The organism is Burkholderia sp. BCC1993, assembly GCF_905339865.1.
In the GTDB taxonomy this organism is placed as follows: domain Bacteria; phylum Pseudomonadota; class Gammaproteobacteria; order Burkholderiales; family Burkholderiaceae; genus Burkholderia.
Genome location: NZ_CAJPGZ010000009.1, coordinates 258546 through 277832, shown reverse-complemented (window position 1 = coordinate 277832; position 19287 = coordinate 258546). Strand labels below are relative to the sequence as shown.

The following is a 19287-nucleotide window of genomic DNA, read 5'->3' as shown; positions in this document are numbered from 1 at the left end:
CTCTCCTCTCAATGCGGCCGGAAGCGCCGGCCGCTCGTCGCGTGCCGCCGCCGGGGTTACTGCCCGAGGTAACGCTCCACGAGACGCGTCCAGAACGCCGCGCCGATCGGCAGGTTGCGATCGTTGAAGTCGTATTTCGGGTTGTGCACCATGCAGCCGTCCTCGCCTTCGCCGTTGCCGAGCCGCACGAACGAGCCGGGCCGCTGCTGCAGCATGAACGCGAAATCCTCGCTGCCCATCAGCAGGTCGGCCTGCTCGACCACATGCGCGTCGCCGACCAGTTCGCGCGCGACCTGCGCGGCGAAATCCGTTTCGGCATCCGTATTGACGACGACCGGATAGCCTTCGATGTACTCGACGTGCGCGGTCGCGCCGTAGCTCGCGGCCTGCGACTCGGCGAGCTCGACGATGCGGCGCTTGAGCAGCGCGCGCACGTCGGGGCTGAACGAACGCACGCTGAGTTCGAGGCGCGCGCCGTTCGGGATCACGTTGTTCGCGGTGCCCGCGTGCATCGAGCCGACCGTGACGACCGCCGGCTGCGACGGGTCGACGTTGCGCGCGACGATCGTCTGCAGCGCCATCACGATGCTGGCCGCGACAACCACCGGATCGACCGTCAGGTGCGGCCGCGCCGCGTGCCCGCCGACGCCCTCGATCGAGATGATCGCCTTGTCGCCCGCCGACATGAACGGGCCGCGCCGCGTGAGGAATACGCCGGGCGCCGCGCCCGGATGGTTGTGCATGCCGAACACCGCATCGCACGGAAAGCGCTCGAACAGGCCGTCGTCGATCATCTTCTTCGCGCCGCTGTCGACGCCGTGCTCTTCCGCCGGCTGGAAATACAGGTGCACGGTGCCGGAGAAATTGCGCGTCTTCGCGAGGTGTTGCGCGGCACCGAGCAGCATCGTCGTGTGGCCGTCGTGGCCGCACGCGTGCATCTTGCCGTGCGTGCCGCTCGCATACGGCAGGCCGGTCGCCTCGAGGATCGGCAGCGCGTCCATGTCCGCGCGGATGCCGATGCTGCGCGTGCCGTCGCCGACGCGCAGCGTGCCGACCACGCCCGTCTTGCCCACCCCGCGCGTCACCTGCCAGCCCCACTTCGCGAGCTTGTCCGCGACGAGCGCCGCCGTTTCGTGCTCCTCGTACGCGAGTTCCGGGTGGCGGTGAATGTGATGGCGGATCTCGCGCAGCCCGCTGGCGGCGGGCATCAGATCCTCGATTTCGGTGAATCGGGCGTCGGTGGTCATCAAGCGGCTCCTGCTGATCGTCAGCGTGTCAGCCGCACGCAAACGGTGCGTGCGGGAAAGCGAGCCACTATAGCGAGCCGATATCGGTTCAATAAGATGCGGAATTTTTCACCGCGATAAGCTTTATTAATCAGGGTTAACGCGGGCAAAGGTCGCCGGCATGCGTTCGCCCGGCGCGATCGACATGCCCGCCGTTGATTTTTGAGACGAACGGTCTATTATTCGCCCATGGACGTTCGAACCGATCCGCCGCGCCGCCGCGGCAGGCCACCGAAGCAGCACGAAGACCTCGTCGCGACACGTGACATGCTGTTGCGCACCGGGCTGGAGGTGCTCACCGAAAAGGGCTTTTCCGCCACCGGCCTCGACGAGATCCTCGGGCGCGCCGGCGTGCCGAAGGGCTCCTTCTATCACTACTTCGACAGCAAGGAAGCGTTCGGCCTCGAGCTGATCGATCGCTACGCCGAGTTCTTCGCGCGCAAGCTGGACCGCCATTTCAACCAGACTGGGCTCGCGCCGCTGGCGCGCGTGCGCGCGTTCGTCGACGATGCGCGCGACGGCATGGCCCGCTACGAATACAGCCGAGGCTGCCTGATCGGCAACCTCGGCCAGGAAATGGGCGCGCTGCCCGAGCGTTTCCGCGCGCGCCTGCGTGAGACGTTCGAGGACTGGCAGCGCCGTCTGGCCGACTGCCTGGTCGCGGCACAGCAAGCCGGCGAACTGGCGGCCTCGGCCGATCCCGCCGAGCTGGCCGCGTTCTTCTGGATCGGCTGGGAAGGCGCCGTGCTGCGCGCGAAACTCGAACGCAGCGACGTGCCGCTCGCGCTGTTCGCCCAGTTTTTCTTCAATGGATTGCCTCGCCGCTGAGTTTTTTTCCCCATTAACTAGACGATCGGTCTAGAAAGGAGGACGGATGTTCCAGGGCATCGTGATCGACAAGGACGAGACCGGCCAGCACGCGCGGCTGCAGACGCTGGACGACGCGCAGCTGCCTGCGGGCAACGTGACGATCCGGGTCGGCTATTCGACGTTGAACTACAAGGACGGGCTCGCGATCACCGGCAAGAGCCCGGTGGTCCGCAAATTTCCGATGGTGCCGGGCATCGACCTCGTCGGCGAGGTCGAACACAGCACGCATCCGGACTACCGGGCAGGCGACCGCGTCGTGCTGAACGGCTGGGGCGTCGGCGAAACGCATTGGGGCGGCCTGGCGCAGAAGGCACGCGTCGACGGCGACTGGCTGGTGCCGCTGCCGTCCGCGTTTTCGCCGCAACAGGCGATGGCCATCGGCACGGCCGGCTACACCGCGATGCTGTGCGTGATGGCGCTGGAACGGCATGGCGTGAGCCCGAACGATGGCGAGATCGTGGTGACCGGCGCGGCCGGCGGCGTCGGCAGCGTCGCCACCGCGATCCTCGCGCGGCTCGGGTATCGCGTCGTCGCCGTGACCGGCCGCCCGGCCGATGCCGACTATCTGCGCCAGCTCGGCGCGGCGGAGATTCTCGACCGGTCGCAATTCAGCGCGCCCGGCAAGCCGCTCGGCAAGGAACGCTGGGCGGGCGCGGTCGACGTCGCGGGCAGCCACGTGCTCGCCAACGTGTGCGCAACCACGCGCTATCGCGGCGTCGTGACGGCCTGCGGCCTCGCCGCCGGCATGGACTTCCCCGCGACCGTCGCGCCGTTCATCCTGCGCGGCGTGACGCTCGTCGGCATCGACAGCGTGATGTGCCCGCGCGCCGAGCGTCTGGAGGCATGGCGCAGGCTCGCGTCCGATCTCGATGTCGAGAAACTGGGCACCATCAGCCATCAGGTCGGCCTCGCAAATGTCATCCCGCTCGCCGAGGACCTGATCGGCGGCAAGGTGCGCGGCCGCATCGTCGTGGACGTCAACGCATGACGCCGGCGACGGCGACGGCGACGGCGACGGCGACGGCGACGCATCGTTTCATACCCGGCCGGTGGCGCGCGAATCGCGCTCGCCCGTGCCGCTTTATCCAGGAGACCTCATGACCGCTGCAGACCACGCGCCCGTCAGCCGCTTTCCGGTGCCCGCGCTCGAAGACCTGCCCGACGACATTCGCGAACGGATCGCGGCCGTCCAGGAAAAGTCGGGCTTCATCCCGAACGTGTTCCTCACGCTCGCGCATCGCCCGGACGAGTTTCGCGCGTTCATGGCGTATCACGACGCGCTGATGGACAAGCCGGGCAACCTCACCAAGGCCGAACGCGAAATGATCGTCGTGGCCACCAGCAGCGTGAACCAGTGCCAGTACTGCGTGATCGCGCACGGCGCGATCCTGCGCATCCGCGCGAAGGATCCGCTGATCGCCGACCAGGTCGCGACCAACTACCGCAAGGCCGACATCACCGCTCGGCAGAAGGCGATGCTCGACTTCGCGATGAAGGTTTCGCAGATCGCGCACCAGGTGGGCGAAGCGGACTTCGACACGCTGAAGTCGCATGGCTTCACCGAAGAGGACGCGTGGGACATCGCAGCGATTTCGGCGTTCTTCGGGATGTCGAACCGCATCGCGAACGTGACGAACATGCGGCCGAACGCGGAGTTCTACGCGCTGGGGCGCTGAGGGCCGCCGGCAACGGCGATCGCCGTCGAAGACCGGGGCGTGCATGCGCCCGGTCTTCCTCCGGTCGCCGCGCGACGCTCGCGCGAACCCGCGCTGCCCCGGCTCCCGGGCTTACCCGACCTGCTTCAACGCCTGCAGCCCATCCGGCAGCTTCGCGTCCGGGAACATCGTCGACAGCGTCGTATCGCGCCACCGCGCCGCCTCCTCTGCGCGCTGCGCTTCCGCCTGCTCGCACACGAACAGCGCGTCGCCGCCGAGCAGCAAGCGCATCGGCACGTCGTCGCGACGCGACAGCTCGACGATCAGCGCCGCGATCCGCGCGGGATCGCCGACCTCGTGACCGCCATACGCGCCGAGCAGTTCGAGCATCTTCCCGACCGACGGCTGATAGTCGGGCAGCAGGCCGTCGACCTCGCGCTTCGCCTCCGAGGCCCATTCGGTGCGCATCCCGCCCGGCTCCAGCGTGCAGACGCGCACACCGAACGGCGCGACTTCCTTCGACAGCACGTCGCTGAACCCGCCGACCGCCCACTTCGCGGCCTGATACGCGGACAGGCCAACCGTCGACGTGCGCCCGCCGACCGACGACACCTGGAAGATGTGGCCCGCGCGCTGCGCGCGCATCGTCGGCAGCACCGCGCGCGTCAGGTTGACCACGCCGAACAGGTTCGTTTCGATCTGGTCGCGGAAGTCGTCGGCGCCCATCTGCTCGAACGGTGCCGTATGACCGTAGCCCGCGTTGTTCACCAGCACGTCGATGCGGCCGAACGCGTCGCGGGCCGCCGCCACCGCATGCGCCGCCGCCGCCGCGTCGGTCACGTCGAGTTCCATCGGCAGCAGCCGGTCGCCGTACCGTGCTTCCAGATCCGCGAGCCGCGCGGGATCGCGCGCGCCGGCCACCAGACGATCGCCCGCCGCCAGCACCGCTTCCGCGATCGAGCGCCCCAGGCCGCGTGCGGCCCCTGTTACCAGCCAGACTTTCGACATTTTCCCACTCCTCGACAAAGTTGAAATCACAAAATGAATGATTACTCACTCATTAATATGGGCGATGAGACGATCGTTTTCACCGCGCCTCGCCCTGCCTGAAAACCGCCTTCCGTCGGTGCGGCAATGCCCGAACCCGAGGCGCCGCCGATCACCCGTCTTCAGCTTTCCGTCACGCCGATCGCCGTTCACACCGCGTGCAACACGGCCCACAGCGCGCGAAACCCGGCCTCGCGGTACGCATCGGCCAACGCCGGGTCGCGCGCGATCGACTCCATCGCCGTTTCCGCGATCGACGTGAACAACGCCGCGCAGAACGCATGCGCGTCGTCGGTCTGCAGCCCGCCCGCCGCGGCAACTTGCGCACGCAGCAACGCGCTGATCGCGCCGAAGCCTTCGGCACCGGCCGCGCGATGCGCGTCGTCGATGCGGCCGCTCACGCCGAGCTGCTGCAGCGCGCGCCGCCCGTCCGGGTTCGCGACGCCCCACGACACATAGCCGTTCCACGCATGCAGCATCGCCTGTTCGGCCGGCGCGTGCTCCGGAAACCCGGTCATCATCGCGTCGCGCATGTCCGCCTTCAGGCTCAGGTACAGCGCGTTCAGCAGCGCATCCTTGGTCTCGAAATAGGTGAACACCGTGCCTTCCGCCACGCCGGCGAGCCGCGCGATGCGCGCGGTGGTCGCGCTCGCACCGTCCTCCGCGAGCGCGCGGGCGGCAGCGGCGAGGATGGCATCGTGCTTGTCGGGACTGCGCGGTCGGGCCACGTTCGATTCCTTTAATGAGTGAGCGCTCAATCATAATCGCGCCAACGCAGGTCATGCAAGCCCTGTTACATACGCGGGAACCCATCCGCAATCGATCAAAAGCGTGCACTATTAGCGTTTTCACGTACTGGCGCGCCAACCCACCGGCGCCCGGCGCTCGCCGTTCGTTCCACGCTCACACCGCTTCAGACCGCGAACCACTCATGACGAATAAGCCCAACCAGACCGAAGCCGACCAACCCGTCGACATGATCATCTTCGGCGGCGGCGGCGACCTGGCCGCCCGCAAGCTGTTGCCCGCGCTGTACATGGCGCACCTGCACTGCAACCTGCCGCCGGAGACGCGCATCATCGCGGTCGGCCGCCGCGACTGGGGCATCGACGGCTACCGCAAGTTCATGGACGAGCAATCGCGCCCGTTCATCGACGACAAGGCCTTCGACGCCGACGCGTGGAGCCGATTCCTCGACCTGTTCAAGTACGTGCTGATCGACGTGAGCGCGCCGGAAGACTACGCGCGCCTCGCCGAAGCCGCGCGCAGCGACGCGATCCACGTGTTCTACCTGTCGACGTCGCCCGAGCTGTTCACGACGATCTGCGACAACCTGTCGGCCGCGCACCTCGTCGATGCGCGCTCGCGCGTCGTCCTCGAAAAGCCGCTCGGCCACGATCTCGCGTCGGCGCAGGCGATCAACGATGCGGTCGGCAAGCATTTCGCGGAATCGCAGATCTACCGGATCGACCATTACCTCGGCAAGGAAACCGTGCAGAACCTGATGGTGCTGCGCTTCGGCAACCCGATCTTCGGGCCGCTGTGGCAGGCGCCGAGCATCCGCAGCGTGCAGATCACGGTGGCGGAGACGGTCGGCGTCGGCAGCCGCGCGGGCTTCTACGACCATACCGGCGCGCTGCGCGACATGGTGCAGAACCACCTGCTGCAGCTGCTGTGCATCGTCGCGATGGAGCCGCCGGTGTCGCTCGACCCGGACGCGGTGCGCGACGAGAAGCTGAAGGTACTGCGCTCGCTGCGGCCGATGGCGCTGTCGGACGTCGCGCGCGATACCGTGCGCGGCCAGTACACGGCCGGCGCGGTCGACGGCCAGCCGGTGAAGGGCTATCTCGACGAGGAGAACGTGCCGGCGGACAGCCACGCGGAGACCTTCGTCGCGCTGCGTGCGCACATCAACAACTGGCGCTGGGCGAACGTGCCGTTCTTCCTGCGCACCGGCAAGCGGCTGCAGCGCCGCCAGTCGGAAATCGTGATCGAGTTCGCCGACATGCCGTTCTCGATCATCCCGACCGGCCCGCGCCACTACAGCAACCGCCTCGTGATCCAGCTGCAGCCGGAAGAGTCGATCCAGCTGCAGATGCTCGCGAAGGAGCCGGGCAGCGGGATGAAGATGGTTCCCGTGAGCCTGAACCTCGACCTGCAGCAGGCGATTCCGGAACGGCGCGCGGAAGCGTACGAACGGCTGCTGATCGACGTGATCCGCGGGCGCCTCACGCACTTCATGCGCCGCGACGAACTCGAGGCCGCCTGGTCGTGGGTCGAGCCGATCCTCAACGGCTGGAAGCAGCTCGGCGACCGGCCGCGCCTGTACACCGCAGGCACGTTCGGGCCGGCGGCATCGTCGGCGCTGCTGGCGCGCGACAACATGTCGTGGTCCGAGGAAGCGTAAGAAGCTTAAGAAGCGCAGCACACGATGGCATGCCGGCGACGCGAGCGCCGTTGGCATGCCGGGTCACATCAGGGCGCCCGCCGCACACCGCCCGCCTCCCGGCCGTAACCTTCGGCCAGAGGAAATCCCCTGAGCCGTCCCGCGCCGGAACGGCACCCGGCCTCCACGCTGCAGCGTCCCCGGCTACACCGTCCCCATCCACGCCGCCTTGCGCCGCGCCGGCGCATCGCTGCCGCCGCTCCCGCCACCCAGCACCTCGATCATGTAATCGACGAACGACGCGATCCGCGACGAAATCGCGGTATTCCGGTAATACACCGCGTTGATCGGCTGCTCGACGTCGAGCGTCTGCCGCGCGAGCACCTGCACGAGCCGCCCGGCCTCGCGATCCTGCGCGGTCATGAAATCCGACAGGCACACGACGCCCGCGCCCTCCAGCGCGAGCTGCCGCAGCGTCTCGCCGCTCGACGACCAGATACCGGGCTCGATGCGGCTCGGCTCGCCGTCCGCGCCGAGGATCGGCCACACGTTCAGCGATTCGGGCTGCGTGAAGCCGAGCAGCGTGTGCTTCTCGAGCTCCTCGACCTTGCGCGGCTGGCCGTGCGCTTCGATATAGGCGGGGCTCGCGAGGATGCGCAGCCGGCTGTTGCCGATCCGCCGGCTATGCAGGGTCGAATCCTTGAGCCGGCCGATCCGGATCGCGACGTCGGTGCGCCGCTCGAGCAGGTCGATGATCCCTTCGTTGCTGTTCAGCTCCAGGTCGACCTTCGGGAAACGTTCGCGGTAGCCGCGCACGAGCGGCACGATCACGTGCAGCATGAACGGCGTCGCGGCATCGACGCGCAGCCGCCCCGACGGCATCTCGCGCCGCGCGAGCATCTGCTCCTCGGCGTTCTCGACCGATTCGATGATCGCGCGCGCCTCCTGCAGGAACGCGCGCCCCTCTTCGGTCAGTTCGAGCCGGCGCGTAGTTCGGCGCAGCAGCGTGGTCTTCAGCTTCTCCTCGAGCCGCGCGAGCGTGCGGCTCGTGGCCGACACGGTGAGGTCGAGCTGCTGGGCGGCGGCGGTGATCGAACCGGTGTCGACCACGGCGGCAAAGGCCTGGAGTTCGTCGAGGGTGATCTTCATTGTTGATCTGAAATCAAAACAATTTGGTTTATAGACCAGTTTTTCCGCAAAAGTAAAGGCGGCACACTGCGATCCATCCTCACTGGAACCAGGATCCCGCCATGCCACTCGCCCTGCTTGCGCTGACCATCAGCGCCTTTGCCATCGGCACGACCGAATTCGTGATCGTCGGGCTGATCCCGACGATCGGCGCCGATCTCGGCGTCAGCCTGCCGTCGGCCGGCCTGCTCGTCAGCCTCTACGCGCTGAGCGTCGCGATCGGCGCGCCGCTCCTCACCGCGCTCACCGGCCGCGTGCCGCGCAAGACGCTGCTCGCCGCGCTGATGGCGCTCTTCACCGTCGGCAACCTCGTCGCCTGGCAGGCGCCGACCTACGAATCGCTGATCGTCGCGCGCGTGCTCACCGGCCTCGCGCACGGCGTGTTCTTCTCGGTCGGCTCGATCATCGCGACCACGCTCGTGCCGAAGGACAAGGCCGCCAGCGCGATTGCGACGATGTTCAGCGGGATGACCGTCGCGTTCGTCGCCGGCATTCCGCTCGGCACCTTCATCGGCCAGCACTTCGGCTGGCGCGCGACGTTCCTGATCGTCGCGCTGTTCGGCCTCGTCGCGTTCCTCGGCGCGGTGGCGTTCGTGCCGCGCGGTCTTCCGCAAACGCCGCCGGCGCCGCTCGCCCGCCAGTTCCGCGTGCTCGCCCAGCCGCGCCTGCTGCTCGTCTATGCGATGACGGCGGTCGGCTACGGCGGCTCGCTGATCGCGTTCACCTACATGGCGCCGCTGCTCGAACAGATCGCCGGCTTCACGCCGTCGCAGGTCAGCCTGGTGCTCGTCGGCTACGGCGTGTCGGTCGCGGTCGGCAACGTGTGGGGCGGCAAGCTCGCCGACAGCGTCGGCCCGGTCAAGGCGCTCAAGCGGATCTTCCTGCTGCTCGCGATCGTGCTGCTCGCGCTGACCTTCACGGTGCACGTGAAGTGGCTCGCGGTGCTGACGATGCTCGCGTGGGGCGCGGTCGCGTTCGGCAACGTGCCGGGGCTGCAGGTGTACGTCGTCAAGCAGGCGCGCCACTTCGCGCCGGACGCCACCGACGTCGCCTCGGGCTTCAACATCGCCGCGTTCAACCTCGGCGTCGCGGGCGGCTCGTCGCTCGGCGGCCTGATCGTCGCGAACGTCGGCCTCGGCCATACGCCGTGGATCGCCGCCGCCGTCACGCTCGGCGCATTCGCGCTGACCGCGCTGAGCGGCCGCCTCGACCGCGGCCAGGGGCTGCCCGAACGCACGGCCGAACCCGTCGAACTCGCCCATTGAACGTCAACTTTTTGCAGGAGCTACTCAGCATGAACGCATCGACCCAACGCCCGCCGTTCGCCGGCAAGACGTTCGAAGTCCGCTACGACGGGCTCACCGCCCTCAACGCCTATGACGAGGACGGCCTCCACATGCGCTACGAGATCACCGAAGGCGCATACGCCGGCGCGAAGGGCGAAGTCGCCTACACGTGGCAGCACGTCGCCGGCGAGACCTATGCGATCTCGTGGCAGGAAGCCGATCGTGCAACCGTGGTGCACATCGACGATTTCTCCGCCGGCACGTCGCGCTCGTTCTTCACCGCGTCGTCGCTCGATTTCTACCGGCTCGAAGGCAGCCTGCGCGCGGTCTGAACGGAGACGCCCGACCATGTCCACCTCACTCGACAAGCTCACCGCCGGCGGCTTCAGCATCGGCATCGAACTGCCGCTCGACAACGACTGGTCGCCGGCCGGCGACGCGAAGCGCCAGCATGACGGCCGCCGCCAAGGCGTGCCCGACCTGGAAATTCACGCGGAACTCGCACAACTGGCCGACACGCTCGGCTTCCGCGCGCTCTGGGTGCGCGACGTGCCGGTGTACGACCCGTCGTTCGGCGACGCCGCGCAGGTGTTCGAGACCTTCTCGTATCTCGGCTACCTCGCCGGCATCACGCGCGACATCCTGCTCGGCACGGCGGCCGTCGTGCTGCCGCTGCGCGAACCGCTGCTGACGCTGAAATCGGCCGCGACGATCCAGGAACTGAGCCGCTCACGCCTGCTGCTCGGCGTCGCGAGCGGCGACCGGCCGGTCGAATATCCGCTGTTCGGCCGCGACTTCGCATCGCGCGGCGCGAATTTCCGCGACCAGATCGCGCTGCTGCGCGACGGCGCGCGCGCTCACCTGCCGCCGGGCCTCGACGTGCTGCCGGCCGCGCGCTCGCCGGTGCCGCTGCTCGTCGCGGGTCTCGCGCAGCAGACGCCCGCCTGGATCGGCGAACACATGGACGGCTGCCTCGCGTATCCGGGCACGCCGGACGATCACCTGAAACGGGTCGCGAACTGGCGCGCGGTGGCCGGCGACAAGCCGTACGTGAGCTTCATCCACCTCGACCTCGCGGAAGATCCGCACGAGCCGCTGCAGCGGCACCGCTTCGGCGCGCGCGCCGGGCGCATCGCGCTGACAGAGGAACTCGCGGCGATGCGCGACGCGGGCGTGCAGCACATCGGCCTGCATTTCCGCCGCAACCGCCGTCCGCTCGACGAGACGATGGCCGAGATCGCGTCGGACGTGCTGCCGGCATTCCATGCGAATGCGAACGACGCTGCCGACACGAACGCGCGCACGGCTACGGCCTGACGAAGGCACGCCGGCAGCCGGCTCGACCCACGACCAATATTTGACTTTAAATCAAATATTTTTGACCTCTAGAGGCGTTTATCTCATCAGTATCAAACGCCAGAATGACTTCCATACCGCAACCGTTCCCCTTTCAGGAGCACAAGATGAGCAACATTCCCGCGTTCGGCCTCGGTACGTTCCGCCTGCAAGGCCAGGTTGTGATCGACTCGGTCCGTAACGGCCTCGAAGTCGGCTACCGCGCGATCGACACCGCGCAGATCTACGGCAACGAAGCCGAAGTGGGCGAAGCGATCGCCGCGTCGGGCGTGCGCCGCGAAGACCTGTTCCTCACGACGAAGATCTGGGTCGACAACTACGCACCGGAAAAGCTGGTGGCGAGCCTCGAGGAGAGCCTGCGCAAGCTGCGCACCGACTATGTCGACCTGACGCTGATCCACTGGCCGGCCCCGGACAACGGCGTGTCGCTCGAGGCATTCATGACTGCGCTCGCCGAAGCCAAGGCGAAGGGCCTCACGCGCCAGATCGGCATCTCGAACTTCAACATCGAACTGACGAAGCAAGCGATCGCGGTGGTCGGCAAGGATGCGATCGCGACGAACCAGATCGAACTGAGCCCGTACCTGCAGAACCGCAAGCTGGTCGAGTTCCTGAACGCCGAAGGCATCCACGTGACGTCGTACATGACGCTCGCGTACGGCAAGGTGCTCGGCGACCCGGTGATCGGCGCGATCGCGCAGCGTCACGACGCGACGCCGGCGCAAGTCGCGCTGGCCTGGGCACTGCAGCTCGGCTACTCGGTGATCCCGTCGTCGACCAAGCGCGAGAACCTCGCAAGCAACCTGCTCGCGCAGACGCTGCGCCTCACCGACGAAGACATGGCGCAGATCGCCGCGCTCGAGCGCAACGGCCGCGAAGTCGATCCGGCCGGCCTCGCGCCGACGTGGGACTAAGCGCGCCGCACCCTCAATCGACCCGTTCGCGGCCAGCCGGCCGCGGCACCGACAGGAATCCATCATGACCCAGGACCCGCTGTTCCAACCGCTGCAATTCGGCGCGCTGACGCTGCCGAACCGCATCGTGATGCCGCCGATGACGCGCTCGCGCGCGAGCCAGCCCGGCGACGAAGCCAACGAACTGATGGCCGCGTATTACGCGCAGCGCGCGAGTGCGGGCCTGATCGTCAGCGAAGGCACCTACATCGCGCCGCTCGGCAAGGGCTACGCATGGACGCCCGGCATCCATACGCCGTCGCAGGTCGCCGGCTGGCGCAAGGTGACGGACGCCGTCCACGCCGCGCACGGTCGCATCTTCGCGCAGCTCTGGCACGTCGGCCGGCTGAGCCACACGAGCCTGCTCGGCGGCCGGCAACCCGTGTCGTCGTCGCCGCTCCAGGCGAAGGGCGTGAACGTGTTCATCGCCGGTGAAGACGGCAGCACGCCGGGCTTCGTGCAGGCCTCCGAGCCGCGGGCGCTGTCCGTCGACGACATCCGCGAGATCGTCGATCAGTACCGCGCCGCCGCGCGCAACGCGATCGAAGCCGGCTTCGACGGCGTCGAGCTGCACGGCGCGAACGGCTACCTCGTGAACCAGTTCATCGACTCGAACGCGAACACGCGCACCGACGCGTACGGCGGCTCGCTGGAAAACCGCCTGCGCTTCCTGCGCGAAGTCACGCAGGCGCTGATCGAAGGCACCGGCGACGCGTCGCGCGTCGGCATCCGCCTCGCGCCGCTGACCACGCTGAACGGCTGCGTCGACGACGATCCCGAAACGACCTACCTCGCCGCCGCGAAGCTGCTCGGCGAACTCGGCGTCGGCTACCTGCACATCGCGGAAGCCGACTGGGACGACGCGCCGCTGATGCCGGTCGAATTCAAGCAGCAGCTGCGTGCCGCGTACCCGGGCGTGCTGATCTACGCCGGCGCATACACCGCCGAGCGCGCCCGCGAAGCGATCGCCGCCGGCTGGGCCGACCTCGTCGCCTTCGGCCGCCCGTTCGTCGCGAACCCCGACCTGCCCGAGCGCCTGCGCACCGGCGCCGCGCTCACGCCGCACGACCGCAATACGCTGTTCGGCGGCGGCGCACAGGGCCTGACCGACTATCCGACGCTCGCGCAAGCCGCGGCGTAAATGATCCGAAGGAATCTGGCATGAAAGCAACGCTCGCCCGGCTCGCGCTCGCCGCGATCCTGCCGTTCACGGCGGCCCAGGCAGCGCACGCCGCGCCGGCCGCACCCGCGGCCGACTGGTATCCGTCCGTGTACGGCGCGAACGACGAAATCGGCGCGGCCAACCTGCTGACGCCCGACGTCGTCAAGCAGGCGGTCGGCCTCGTGAAGGCCGGCAAGACCTATCCGCTGGCCGTGCCGGTGGACAAGGACCTGCCGGCATTCCGCCACCGCAGCTTCCGGCTGTACAACGTGCAGGTCGGCCAGCAGGCCGGCAAGAGCCTCGGCCCGAACAAGTTCACGTTCAACGACGAACTGGTCAACGCATGGACCGGCGTCGGCACGCAGCTGAACGGCATCGGCCACATCGGCATCGACAACGTGTACTACAACGGCAACAAGGCGGCCGATTTCGTGACCGTCGACGGCGTGAAGAAGCTCGGCGTCGAGAAAGTGCCGCCGATCGTCACGCGCGGCGTCGTGCTCGACATGACCGCTTACTACGGCAAGCCGATCGTGCCGGGCGGCACCGAATTCACGGTCGCCGACATCCAGGCCGTACTGAAGAAGGAAGGGCTGACGCTGCGCAAGGGCGACGTCGTGCTGTTCAATACCGGCTGGCTCGAGCTGATCGGCAAGGACAACAAACAGTTCCTCGATGTCGAGCCGGGCATCGGCATGGCAGCCGCGAAGTGGCTCGCCGACCAGGGCATCGTCGCGTTCGGCGGCGACACGTGGGCGTCCGAGGTCTATCCGAATCCGCACACGAAGGACGAGTTCCCGATCAATCAGTACATGCTCGCGAAGCGCGGCATCTACAACCTGGAGCTGATCGACAGCCGCGCGCTGGTGCGCGACAACGCGTGGGAATTCCTGTTCGTGCTCGGCCAGCCGCTGTACGTCGGCTCCACGCAGGTCAACATCAACCCGGTCGCGATCCGCTGATCGCGCGGGCCGTTCGTCGACCGGTTGCCGGCGGCCCGCAACGACGGTTTCCCTTTCCGGCGCCGCCCGCTTCGGCCGGCGGCGCCGTTCCTTTTGCAGGTTTTGCAGGAACTGAACATGAGCACGCAAGCATCGAAACTCGCCCTCGTCACCGGCGGCTCGCGCGGTATCGGCCGTGCCACGTCGTACGAACTCGCGCGACAGGGCTTCATCGTCGCGGTCCACTATCGCGCCGATCGCGCGGCGGCGGAACAGACGCTCGCCGGCATCCGCGAACTCGGCGGCCGCGGCGTCGCGATCCAGGCCGACCTCGATGCGCCGGACGGCGTCGCCACGCTGTTCGATGCCCTCGATCGCGCGGTCGCCGAACAGAACCTGCCGGCCACGCTCGACGTGCTCGTCAACAACGCCGGCGTCGCCGACGGCGGCACGCTGGACGACACGTCGGTCGCGCTGTTCGACCGCCAGTTCTCGCTGAACGTGAAAGCCGTGTTCTTCACGACGCAGCAGGCCGTGAAGCGCATGCCGCGCGGCGGCCGGATCGTGAACCTGTCGAGCGTGCTGTCGAGCCGCGTGTTCGAAGCCGGCGGCAACTTCAGCGCGATTTCCGCGTACGCCGCGTCGAAGGCCGCCGTCGACACGCTGACGCGCCACTGGGCGGTCGAACTCGGCCCGCGCGGCATCGTCGTCAACGCGGTCGCGCCCGGCCCGGTCGATACCGACATGAACGCGAGCTGGCTGCGCACCGACGACGGCCGCGCGACGATGACGTCGGCCAGCCCGCTCGGCCGCGTCGGCACGCCCGAAGACATCGCGGGCGTGATCGGCTTTCTCGCGAGCCCGGCGTCGCAATGGACGACCGGCCAGGTCATCGACGCGAGCGGCGGCTACCGCCTGTAAGTCACGCAGGTGCCGCCGGGTCGACCGGCGGCACCGATCGGCCCGCCCGCGGCGCGCACGCTTGCAACGCCTCGCCGCTCAGCCGATCCGCATCGACAGCTCGACATCGCCGCCGAACGGCACCGACAGGTAGCCGTTCTCCGGCGCACGCACGTAGGCGAGGTAGTCGGGGCTGTATTCCGCGTTGTCGGCGACGACGAACGCGCCGGGCCGCAGCCGCGGCTCGACCCGCGCGAGGATCTCCGGATACAGCGCCTTCGCACCGTCGAGCAACACGAGATCGACGGTCTCCGGCAGATCGGCCGACAGCGTGCGCAACGCATCGCCCACGCGGATTTCCACCAGATCGGCCAGCCCGGCCGCCGCCAGGTTCGCGCGCGCCCGTTCGACCTTCGACGCTTCGAACTCGCTCGTGATCACCCGGCCGCCGCCGTTGTCGCGCAGCGCGGCCGCGAGGTGCAGCGTCGAGATGCCGAACGACGTGCCGAATTCGACGATCGAGCGCGCACCGCAGCCGCGCGCGAGCATGTACAGCAGCGTGCCCGTCTCGCGCGACACCGCGAGCGGATAGTCCTTCAGGCGTGCATAGAAATCGGCGTAACCGGTCTTGCTGCGCATCAGCCGCGCGTGCTCGTCGTGCGACAGGTCGGCGAAGTCCGGGCTCGACGCGGGCGACGATGCCTCGGCTTCGTCGAACAGGCGCGCGAGCAGCGACGCCAGCGGGTCGTGAATCAGGGTGGTCATGCGGATCTCCGGTGTCAGGTTGAGTGCGTCAGGGCGCCCGACTAGAATATGACGAACTATTCAGGTTTTACTATTCGCATTGGCAGACCCGTCATGACCGACCGCCGCAACACCCCGATCGCCTCGCGCAGACTGCCTCGGCAGGCCCGCTCGACCCAGCTCGTCGACGCCGTGCTGCAGGCCGCTATTCAGGTTCTGGCGACCGAAGGCGCGCAGCGCTTCACGATGGCGCGCGTCGCCGAGCGCGCCGGCGTGAGCGTCGGCTCGCTGTACCAGTACTTCCCGAACAAGGCGGCCGTGCTGTTCCGGCTCCAGCACGACGAGTGGCGGCAGACTTCCGAGATGCTGTGCGCGATGCTGCAGGACCCGCGGCAGACGCCGCCCGAGCGCCTGCGCACCGTCGTCCACGCGTTCATCCGTTCGGAATGCGACGAGGCGCCCATGCGCATCGCGCTCGACGATGCCGCGCCGCTCTATCGCGACGCCCCCGAGGCGCAGGAAGTGAAGGCCGCGTGCAACCGGATCTTCAGCGCGTTCATGCGCGAAGCGCTGCCCGACGTGCCCGACGCCACGCATGCGCTCGCGTGCGAATTGATCATGACGACGCTCACGACGGGCGGCAAGGCGTTCTCCGAAACCGCGCGCACGCCTGCGGAAATCGATGCATATGCGACCGCGATGGCCGACATGTTCTGCACGTACCTCGCGCATCTCGCGCGTGTCTGATGCAGTGGCAGGCCAGGACGAGCGCGAGCGCGGCCCGCGCGCGGCACCGGCATCTTCCGGATGCGGGTTGCGCACGGCCGCGTTTTCACATCCGGCGCGGCTGTTTCCGCGCTCCCGCGCAGCCTCTCCGAAAGTTCTTCGTAAGACTCGATGCATCACCCGCTTTCGCCCCGCCCGCCGACCCTGCATTCAAATAGTCGCCTTAACGGATTCGAACTAGGCGTATACACGCGTTCCGCGACGACGAAGCCCCGTTGCACGCCGATATAAGCGCTGCGACATGCGCTGCATGCTCTTCCCCCAATGGGACGTGATGGGCCGTTCGCCTAACCTTCGCTACGGCAAAGCACACGTGACGGGATCGACCGCACCACGCGTCGCACGACGCGGCACACGCGCCCCCTTCGACGCGCGTACGACGACACGACTCACGCGTGATGCGTCCCCACGACGCCGCCAACCATTCCAACCAGATTCGAGACACCCTGACGACGGTCCGCCACGGGCCGTTTCAGCATGCTGATAAAGGAGCAAGCTCATGAGTGATACCCCGGTGCAGCCGACGGTCGGCGTCGGCGCGGAAGAAACGGACTTCGGCACCAAGGGAGCCATCGACCGGTACTTCGGCATTTCGTCGCGCGGCAGCACGCAGCGTCGCGAAATCGTCGCGGGCGTGACCACTTTCCTCGCGATGGTCTACTCCGTGTTCGTCGTGCCCGGCATGTTCGGCAAGGCCGGCTTCGACACGAGCGCGGTATTCGTCGCGGTCTGCCTCACCACCGCGTTCGGTTCGCTGCTGATGGGCCTGTGGGCGAAGCTGCCGATCGCGATCGGCTGCGCGATTTCGCTGACGGCGTTCACCGCGTTCGGGCTCGTGCTCGGCAAGGGCCTGCCGCCGACCGTCGCGCTCGGCGCCGTGTTCCTGATGGGCCTCGTGTTCACGGGCATCTCGGTCACCGGCGTGCGTTCGTGGATCCTGCGCAACCTGCCCGCGGGCGTCGCGCACGGCACCGGGATCGGCATCGGCCTGTTCCTGCTGCTGATCGCGTCGAACGACGTCGGTCTCGTGATCAAGAATCCGGGCGCCGGCCTGCCGGTCTCGCTCGGCCAGATCACCGCGTTCCCGGTCATCATGTCGGTCGTCGGCCTCGCCGCGATCTTCGGGCTCGAGAAGCGTCGCGTGCCGGGCGGCATCCTGCTCGTCGTGGTCGCGATCTCGCTGATCGGCCTCGCGTTCGATCCGGCCGTGAAGTACCGCGGCATCTTCGCGCTGCCGTCGCTGAGCGCACCGGGCCACGCCTCGCTGATCGGCGCGATGGACATCAAGGGCGCATTGTCGATGGCCGTGCTGCCGAGCGTGCTGGCGCTCGTGATGACCGCCGTGTTCGACGCGACCGGCACGATCCGCGCGGTCGCGGGCCAGGCCGGCCAGCTCGACGAGAACGGCCGCATCATCAACGGCGGCCGCGCGCTGACCGCCGATTCGGTCAGCTCGATCTTCTCCGGCTTCCTCGGCGGCGCGCCGGCGGCAGCCTACATCGAGTCGAGCGTCGGCGTGGCCGCCGGTGCGAAGACGGGCCTCGCGGCCGCGGTGGTCGGCGTGCTGTTCCTGGTCGTGATGTTCTTCTCGCCGCTCGCGGGCCTCGTGCCGTCGTACGCAACGGCCCCCGCGCTGATGTACGTCGGCCTGCTGATGCTCGGCAGCGTGAGCAAGCTGCACATGGACGACATGGTCGATGCGATGTCGGGCCTCGTGTGCGCGGTGTTCATCGTGCTGACCGCGAACATCGTGACCGGCATCATGCTCGGCTTCTCGACGCTCGTGATCGGCCGCGTCGCCAGCGGCGAATTCCGCAAGCTCAACGTCGGCACCGTGCTCATCGCGGCCGTGCTCGTCACGTTCTATCTCGGCGGCTGGGCGATCTGACCGCGGATCATGCGCGACGTCGCCTGCCGAAGGGCGGCGCGCATCGGGACGGCATCGTCTCCTCCACCATCGTCGTCGATGGTCTCCAGGCTCGGGAACGCATGTTTCCGGGCTTTTTTTCGTCGGTACGGCAGGGGTTCCGCCGGGCCGTTCGACCGACACGGGAAACCGCGGCAGCGTGCCGCGCATCGCGAATCCGCACGCGGTGCTACGATCGCGTTTTATCCTCCGGAACGCTCATGAATCCGTTCGGCATCGTCTCCGAATCAGACACGCGGACCGCGGCGCGCAAGCCGCCGTTCATCCCGTCGTTCGGTTTCGTCGAAGTTCATGAATCGCGGCCGATCGACGCGCCGCCGTCGCGCATCATCGATGCGGTCGCCGCGCTCGACATGCGCGCCGATCCGGTCATCGACGCGCTGCTTGCCGTGCGCGAAGCGCCGGCCGCCATCGCCCGCGCGCTGGGCCAGCGTCCGGCCGGCGCCGCCCGCGAGCGCTTCGGCTTCGATTCGTTCACGCTGCTGCATCGCGACGACACGTCGCTGTCGCTCGGGCTCGTCGGACGCTTCTGGCGCCCGACGCCCGACGTGCGGACGATCGACGACGCCGCGGCGTTCGTGCGGCACGACGATCCGGATGACGCGAAGCTGGTGCTGCGGTTCGAGGTCGTCGGACTGCCCGCCGGTACGCGGTTGCTGCGCACCGAAACCTTCGTGCACTGTCCGAGCGCGCGCACGCGCCTGCTGTTCCTGCCGTACTGGCTCGCGATCCGGCTCGGGAGCGGCTGGATCCGCCGCCGCACGCTCGCGGCCGTCGAACTGGCGCTCGCCTGACACGCC

19 protein-coding genes are annotated in these 19287 nt (G+C 68.1%); 14 read left to right on the top strand and 5 right to left on the bottom strand.

Going from position 1 to position 19287, the window contains the following annotated elements:
* Nucleotides 1-56: 56 nt before the first annotated feature.
* Nucleotides 57-1247, bottom strand: coding sequence for a M20 aminoacylase family protein (locus tag U4Y91_RS17430; RefSeq protein WP_321806072.1), 1191 nt, complete (start codon nucleotides 1245-1247; stop codon nucleotides 57-59).
* A gap of 228 nt (nucleotides 1248-1475) precedes the next feature.
* Here U4Y91_RS17430 and U4Y91_RS17425 point away from each other — a divergent pair, with 228 nt between their 5' ends.
* The 3 genes from U4Y91_RS17425 to U4Y91_RS17415 all read left to right on the top strand — a co-directional run bounded on the left by U4Y91_RS17425 (nucleotide 1476) and on the right by U4Y91_RS17415 (nucleotide 3832).
* Nucleotides 1476-2114: a TetR/AcrR family transcriptional regulator gene (locus U4Y91_RS17425; protein WP_321806071.1), complete on the top strand. Its 639-nt coding sequence runs from the start codon at nucleotides 1476-1478 to the stop codon at nucleotides 2112-2114.
* Nucleotides 2115-2160: 46 nt separating this feature from the next.
* Nucleotides 2161-3144 (top strand): MDR family oxidoreductase, encoded by a 984-nt coding sequence (locus tag U4Y91_RS17420; protein ID WP_321806070.1) that lies wholly within the window; start codon nucleotides 2161-2163, stop codon nucleotides 3142-3144.
* Between the two features lie 109 nt (nucleotides 3145-3253).
* Entirely contained in the window at nucleotides 3254-3832 is a 579-nt protein-coding gene (locus tag U4Y91_RS17415; RefSeq protein WP_321806069.1) for a peroxidase-related enzyme, read from the top strand.
* A 111-nt stretch (nucleotides 3833-3943) separates the two neighbouring features.
* On the opposite strand, the gene U4Y91_RS17410 is transcribed toward U4Y91_RS17415, so the two are convergent.
* Nucleotides 3944-4819 carry an SDR family NAD(P)-dependent oxidoreductase gene (locus U4Y91_RS17410; protein ID WP_321806068.1) on the bottom strand — a complete coding sequence of 292 codons (876 nt, stop codon included), beginning with the start codon at nucleotides 4817-4819 and terminating at the stop codon, nucleotides 3944-3946.
* A gap of 188 nt (nucleotides 4820-5007) precedes the next feature.
* Entirely contained in the window at nucleotides 5008-5586 is a 579-nt protein-coding gene (locus U4Y91_RS17405; protein WP_321806067.1) for a TetR/AcrR family transcriptional regulator, read from the bottom strand.
* A 203-nt stretch (nucleotides 5587-5789) separates the two neighbouring features.
* Between U4Y91_RS17405 and zwf the strand changes: the two genes are divergently transcribed.
* Nucleotides 5790-7265: a glucose-6-phosphate dehydrogenase gene (gene zwf, locus U4Y91_RS17400; RefSeq protein WP_321806066.1), complete on the top strand. Its 1476-nt coding sequence runs from the start codon at nucleotides 5790-5792 to the stop codon at nucleotides 7263-7265.
* A 183-nt stretch (nucleotides 7266-7448) separates the two neighbouring features.
* On the opposite strand, the gene U4Y91_RS17395 is transcribed toward zwf, so the two are convergent.
* Nucleotides 7449-8393 (bottom strand): LysR family transcriptional regulator, encoded by a 945-nt coding sequence (locus U4Y91_RS17395; protein WP_321806065.1) that lies wholly within the window; start codon nucleotides 8391-8393, stop codon nucleotides 7449-7451.
* Nucleotides 8394-8494: 101 nt separating this feature from the next.
* Here U4Y91_RS17395 and U4Y91_RS17390 point away from each other — a divergent pair, with 101 nt between their 5' ends.
* From U4Y91_RS17390 to U4Y91_RS17360, 7 genes are all read left to right on the top strand, one after another.
* Nucleotides 8495-9697: an MFS transporter gene (locus U4Y91_RS17390; RefSeq protein ID WP_321806064.1), complete on the top strand. Its 1203-nt coding sequence runs from the start codon at nucleotides 8495-8497 to the stop codon at nucleotides 9695-9697.
* A 29-nt stretch (nucleotides 9698-9726) separates the two neighbouring features.
* On the top strand, nucleotides 9727-10050 hold the full coding sequence (locus tag U4Y91_RS17385) for a MoaF-related domain-containing protein (RefSeq protein ID WP_321806063.1): 324 nt from the start codon (nucleotides 9727-9729) through the stop codon (nucleotides 10048-10050).
* Between the two features lie 16 nt (nucleotides 10051-10066).
* A complete protein-coding gene (locus U4Y91_RS17380) occupies nucleotides 10067-11035 on the top strand; it encodes an LLM class oxidoreductase (RefSeq protein ID WP_321806062.1) in 969 nt (322 codons plus the stop codon).
* A gap of 146 nt (nucleotides 11036-11181) precedes the next feature.
* Entirely contained in the window at nucleotides 11182-11988 is an 807-nt protein-coding gene (gene dkgB / locus U4Y91_RS17375; RefSeq protein ID WP_044845844.1) for a 2,5-didehydrogluconate reductase DkgB, read from the top strand.
* 64 nt (nucleotides 11989-12052) lie between these two features.
* Nucleotides 12053-13168 (top strand): alkene reductase, encoded by a 1116-nt coding sequence (locus U4Y91_RS17370; protein WP_321806061.1) that lies wholly within the window; start codon nucleotides 12053-12055, stop codon nucleotides 13166-13168.
* 20 nt (nucleotides 13169-13188) lie between these two features.
* Entirely contained in the window at nucleotides 13189-14151 is a 963-nt protein-coding gene (locus U4Y91_RS17365) for a cyclase family protein (protein ID WP_321806060.1), read from the top strand.
* A gap of 117 nt (nucleotides 14152-14268) precedes the next feature.
* Nucleotides 14269-15051, top strand: coding sequence for an SDR family oxidoreductase (locus tag U4Y91_RS17360; RefSeq protein ID WP_124666376.1), 783 nt, complete (start codon nucleotides 14269-14271; stop codon nucleotides 15049-15051).
* Between the two features lie 78 nt (nucleotides 15052-15129).
* On the opposite strand, the gene U4Y91_RS17355 is transcribed toward U4Y91_RS17360, so the two are convergent.
* Nucleotides 15130-15795, bottom strand: a complete 666-nt coding sequence (locus U4Y91_RS17355) for an O-methyltransferase (protein WP_321806059.1) — start codon at nucleotides 15793-15795, stop codon at nucleotides 15130-15132.
* 48 nt (nucleotides 15796-15843) lie between these two features.
* On the opposite strand from U4Y91_RS17355, the gene U4Y91_RS17350 reads away from it, so the two are divergent.
* The 3 genes from U4Y91_RS17350 to U4Y91_RS17340 all read left to right on the top strand — a co-directional run bounded on the left by U4Y91_RS17350 (nucleotide 15844) and on the right by U4Y91_RS17340 (nucleotide 19281).
* The gene (locus U4Y91_RS17350; protein ID WP_415750468.1) at nucleotides 15844-16521 is read left to right on the top strand and encodes a TetR family transcriptional regulator; all 678 of its coding nucleotides are present in this window, start codon (nucleotides 15844-15846) and stop codon (nucleotides 16519-16521) included.
* Between the two features lie 538 nt (nucleotides 16522-17059).
* Complete coding sequence (locus U4Y91_RS17345; RefSeq protein WP_321806057.1) at nucleotides 17060-18448, top strand: NCS2 family permease; 1389 nt, start codon at nucleotides 17060-17062, stop codon at nucleotides 18446-18448.
* Between the two features lie 239 nt (nucleotides 18449-18687).
* Nucleotides 18688-19281: a hypothetical protein gene (locus tag U4Y91_RS17340; protein WP_321806056.1), complete on the top strand. Its 594-nt coding sequence runs from the start codon at nucleotides 18688-18690 to the stop codon at nucleotides 19279-19281.
* Nucleotides 19282-19287: the final 6 nt, after the last annotated feature.

Coding starts and splice junctions, on each gene's coding strand:
- U4Y91_RS17430 (WP_321806072.1), bottom strand. CDS start 1,247: ATGACCACCGACGCCCGATTCACCGAAATCGAGGATCTGATGCCCGCC.
- U4Y91_RS17425 (WP_321806071.1), top strand. CDS start 1,476: ATGGACGTTCGAACCGATCCGCCGCGCCGCCGCGGCAGGCCACCGAAG.
- U4Y91_RS17420 (WP_321806070.1), top strand. CDS start 2,161: ATGTTCCAGGGCATCGTGATCGACAAGGACGAGACCGGCCAGCACGCG.
- U4Y91_RS17415 (WP_321806069.1), top strand. CDS start 3,254: ATGACCGCTGCAGACCACGCGCCCGTCAGCCGCTTTCCGGTGCCCGCG.
- U4Y91_RS17410 (WP_321806068.1), bottom strand. CDS start 4,819: ATGTCGAAAGTCTGGCTGGTAACAGGGGCCGCACGCGGCCTGGGGCGC.
- zwf (WP_321806066.1), top strand. CDS start 5,790: ATGACGAATAAGCCCAACCAGACCGAAGCCGACCAACCCGTCGACATG.
- U4Y91_RS17395 (WP_321806065.1), bottom strand. CDS start 8,393: ATGAAGATCACCCTCGACGAACTCCAGGCCTTTGCCGCCGTGGTCGAC.
- U4Y91_RS17390 (WP_321806064.1), top strand. CDS start 8,495: ATGCCACTCGCCCTGCTTGCGCTGACCATCAGCGCCTTTGCCATCGGC.
- U4Y91_RS17385 (WP_321806063.1), top strand. CDS start 9,727: ATGAACGCATCGACCCAACGCCCGCCGTTCGCCGGCAAGACGTTCGAA.
- U4Y91_RS17380 (WP_321806062.1), top strand. CDS start 10,067: ATGTCCACCTCACTCGACAAGCTCACCGCCGGCGGCTTCAGCATCGGC.
- dkgB (WP_044845844.1), top strand. CDS start 11,182: ATGAGCAACATTCCCGCGTTCGGCCTCGGTACGTTCCGCCTGCAAGGC.
- U4Y91_RS17370 (WP_321806061.1), top strand. CDS start 12,053: ATGACCCAGGACCCGCTGTTCCAACCGCTGCAATTCGGCGCGCTGACG.
- U4Y91_RS17365 (WP_321806060.1), top strand. CDS start 13,189: ATGAAAGCAACGCTCGCCCGGCTCGCGCTCGCCGCGATCCTGCCGTTC.
- U4Y91_RS17360 (WP_124666376.1), top strand. CDS start 14,269: ATGAGCACGCAAGCATCGAAACTCGCCCTCGTCACCGGCGGCTCGCGC.
- U4Y91_RS17355 (WP_321806059.1), bottom strand. CDS start 15,795: ATGACCACCCTGATTCACGACCCGCTGGCGTCGCTGCTCGCGCGCCTG.
- U4Y91_RS17350 (WP_415750468.1), top strand. CDS start 15,844: ATGACGAACTATTCAGGTTTTACTATTCGCATTGGCAGACCCGTCATG.
- U4Y91_RS17345 (WP_321806057.1), top strand. CDS start 17,060: ATGAGTGATACCCCGGTGCAGCCGACGGTCGGCGTCGGCGCGGAAGAA.
- U4Y91_RS17340 (WP_321806056.1), top strand. CDS start 18,688: ATGAATCCGTTCGGCATCGTCTCCGAATCAGACACGCGGACCGCGGCG.